The 2,706-nt window shown below is 70.8% G+C and carries 4 protein-coding genes; 2 read left to right on the top strand and 2 right to left on the bottom strand.

Annotation, left to right across the window (positions count from 1 at the left end):
• Nucleotides 1–92: 92 nt before the first annotated feature.
• Nucleotides 93–521: an alternative ribosome rescue aminoacyl-tRNA hydrolase ArfB gene (arfB, locus tag CCN33_RS22905; protein WP_086695404.1), complete on the bottom strand. Its 429-nt coding sequence runs from the start codon at nucleotides 519–521 to the stop codon at nucleotides 93–95.
• Between the two features lie 185 nt (nucleotides 522–706).
• Here arfB and CCN33_RS22900 point away from each other — a divergent pair, with 185 nt between their 5' ends.
• Together CCN33_RS22900 and CCN33_RS22895 are read left to right on the top strand one after the other, a co-directional pair.
• Entirely contained in the window at nucleotides 707–1,282 is a 576-nt protein-coding gene (locus CCN33_RS22900) for a TerD family protein (RefSeq protein ID WP_086695403.1), read from the top strand.
• Nucleotides 1,283–1,449: 167 nt separating this feature from the next.
• Nucleotides 1,450–1,950: a hypothetical protein gene (locus CCN33_RS22895; protein WP_030804532.1), complete on the top strand. Its 501-nt coding sequence runs from the start codon at nucleotides 1,450–1,452 to the stop codon at nucleotides 1,948–1,950.
• A 6-nt stretch (nucleotides 1,951–1,956) separates the two neighbouring features.
• Here the strand turns inward: CCN33_RS22895 and CCN33_RS22890 are convergent, their stop codons facing one another.
• Nucleotides 1,957–2,649 (bottom strand): pentapeptide repeat-containing protein, encoded by a 693-nt coding sequence (locus tag CCN33_RS22890; protein ID WP_086695405.1) that lies wholly within the window; start codon nucleotides 2,647–2,649, stop codon nucleotides 1,957–1,959.
• Between the last annotated feature and the right edge of the window lie 57 nt (nucleotides 2,650–2,706).

The raw sequence follows: 2,706 nt of genomic DNA, 5'->3' as shown, positions 1-2,706 counted from the left end.
CGTCCTCGTACTGGACGTACTTGGGCGATTCGGTCGTGCGGCGAGGTGCCGTGCCAGGGGTCGCGGGCCCGCGAAGATCGGCGAGACATCCCCTAGCCCCAGTCCCGGCCGGAGCGGCCGCGCTTGGTGTCGGCGCGCTGCTTCTTCTCCCTGAGCCGGCGTTCGTTGATGCCCCGTGGGATGCGGGTGGGGCGGCGGGGCTTGGGCGGGGGTGCGGTGGCCTCGGCGAGGAGGGCGGCGAGGCGCACGGCGGCGGTCTCGCGGTTGCGCCACTGGGAGCGGTGCTCGGAGGACCGTACGACGATCACACCGTCCACCAGGCGCCCGGCCAGGCGTTCGAGCGCGCGTTCCTTCCACACCGGGGGCAGCGCCTCGGTACGGGCGAGGTCGAAGCGCAGCTCCACCTGGGAGTCGCTGGTGTTGACGTGCTGGCCACCGGGCCCGGAAGACCGCGAGAAACGCCAGTTCAGCTCGGCCTCGGGAAGCGAGACCGAGCCGCGGATGAGATAGGGCCCGGACATGCGTCCCATGTTCCCGGCTCCGGGCACTCCGAGTCACCCCGATTTCCGGCGCGCCTGCCGACGGCGGCGGAGCAGCTCGGTAAAAAAGGTAAAGCGGGGCGGAACCTGAGGCACCCCTCCCGCCGTTCTACCCGGTGACGTAGCTTCGTCGGCACAGATATTCAAAAGGGAAGGGACTCCCAATCATGGCTGTAAGCCTGTCCAAGGGTGGCAACGTCTCGCTCACCAAGGAGGCTCCGGGCCTGACGGCCGTCACCGTGGGCCTCGGCTGGGACGTCCGCACCACCACCGGCACGGACTTCGACCTGGACGCCTCCGCCATCGCGGTGAACGGCCAGGGCAAGGTCTACTCCGACCAGCACTTCGTCTTCTTCAACAACAAGCAGACGCCGGACAGCTCCATCGTCCACACCGGTGACAACCGCACGGGCGAGGGCGCGGGCGACGACGAGTCGATCAACGTCAACCTGGCCGCCCTCCCGGCCGACGTGGAGAAGATCGTTTTCCCGGTCTCCATCTACGACGCCGAGAACCGCGGCCAGAACTTCGGCCAGGTCCGCAACGCCTACATCCGCATCGTCAACCAGGCCGGCGGCACGGAGATCGCCCGCTACGACCTCTCCGAGGACGCGGCCACCGAGACCGCCATGGTCTTCGGCGAGCTGTACCGCAACGGCGCGGAGTGGAAGTTCCGCGCCGTCGGCCAGGGTTACGCCTCCGGCCTGGTCGGCATCGCCCAGGACTTCGGCGTAAACGTCTGAGAACGGCTGCCGCCGGCTCCGGGACCTTACCCGGGGCCGGGGCACACTCAGCCCCCCGGCTTGGCGCGGCCACCGGGGCCGGCCCCGCCGAGTCCGTATGGCCGCCGGACCTGGGCCGACTGCTGGACGAGCGGGCACGCTGAGTCCCCGGCGTGGGACCATCTGACGTGCTCGACATCGGCTACGCGCTTTCCAACCGCTTTCCGGACCCCCCGCAGACGGACTACCGGCGGGCGGACGTCCGGGCGCTCAGGCACGATCTGTTCTGCGGGGACGTCTACCTCGCGGACACCAAGTCGGACCGGGAGTTGTCCACAGCCTGGGGATGGGTGCCGGTGCTGGACTTCGCGTGGGCGCTGTGCGACATCGCGGAGCAGCTGGACAAGGACCCGATGGGCTCGCGTGCCGCCCGCCCGCAGCGCGCGGAGCTGGACTTCACCGAGTCCACCGACCGCATGCTGTTCGAGCGCCGCTTCGGCTGGGTGGACATCGAGTCGGACTGGATGCCCGCCGAGGAACCCCCGCTGAGCTTCTCGCACGCCGAGTTCCGCCGCGAGGCCCGCGACTTCCTGCACGACGTCATCGCGGACCTGACCGACATGCACGAGGACCTCGCCGAGAACCCCGCGATCTGGACCCTCCAGGCCCGCTACCCCCGTATCTCGTAACCCCCGCTACCCCTCCACCCTGATGCCCAGCTCCGCCGCCAGCAGCGGAGCGAGGTCCAGCAACTGCCCGGTGCCGATCAGCGCGCCCGAGAGCCGGTCCAGCCCGCGGGTGATCTCCAGTGGAGCGGCCCCCCGCAGGTCGACGTCCTTCAGCGTGGCGCGGGATAGGTCGGCGGACTTCAGGGCGCAGTCGACGAACTCCACCCGCTCCAGCCGGGCCCCGCCGAAGTCGGGCTCCACCAGCACGCAGGACTCGAAGACCACGTCCTTCAGCCGCGCCTCCCGCAGGTTGAGGAAGTCGAGCTTGCCGCCGCGCACCACGACCCGCTCCAGCACAGCTCCGTGCAGCTGGGCGCCCCCGAGCCGGGGCGAGCGGAACTCCACGTCCCGGAAGGTGGCCTCGGCGAGCTGCGTACCCACCCCCCGCACCCCGTCGAGGACCGAGTCCAGCACCCGAGCCCGCCCGAGCCCCGTCTCGTCCAGGACGCATCCGCTGAGCGCGCAGTCCATGAACCGGGCGCCCCCGCCCTGCTGTCCGGACAGGTCGGCCTCCTGGAACTCCACCCCGTCGTAGTCCCCGTCCCGCTCCAGCTCCGCCTCCGCCCAGGGGCTCAGGGGCGGCAGCCGCAACTCCGGGCGCCGGGCGCCCCGTACCGCCGTGCCGCCGCCACCCGTACCCGTCGTTCGCCTCGTCGCCATGCGCCCATGCTGCACCCCCGCACTGACACCGGTCTTGACCTCAAGCGCGCTTGAGGT

It is taken from the genome of Streptomyces recifensis, from assembly GCF_002154615.1.
GTDB lineage: Bacteria > Actinomycetota > Actinomycetes > Streptomycetales > Streptomycetaceae > Streptomyces > Streptomyces griseoluteus.
This window is presented reverse-complemented; position numbering and strand designations above follow the sequence as displayed.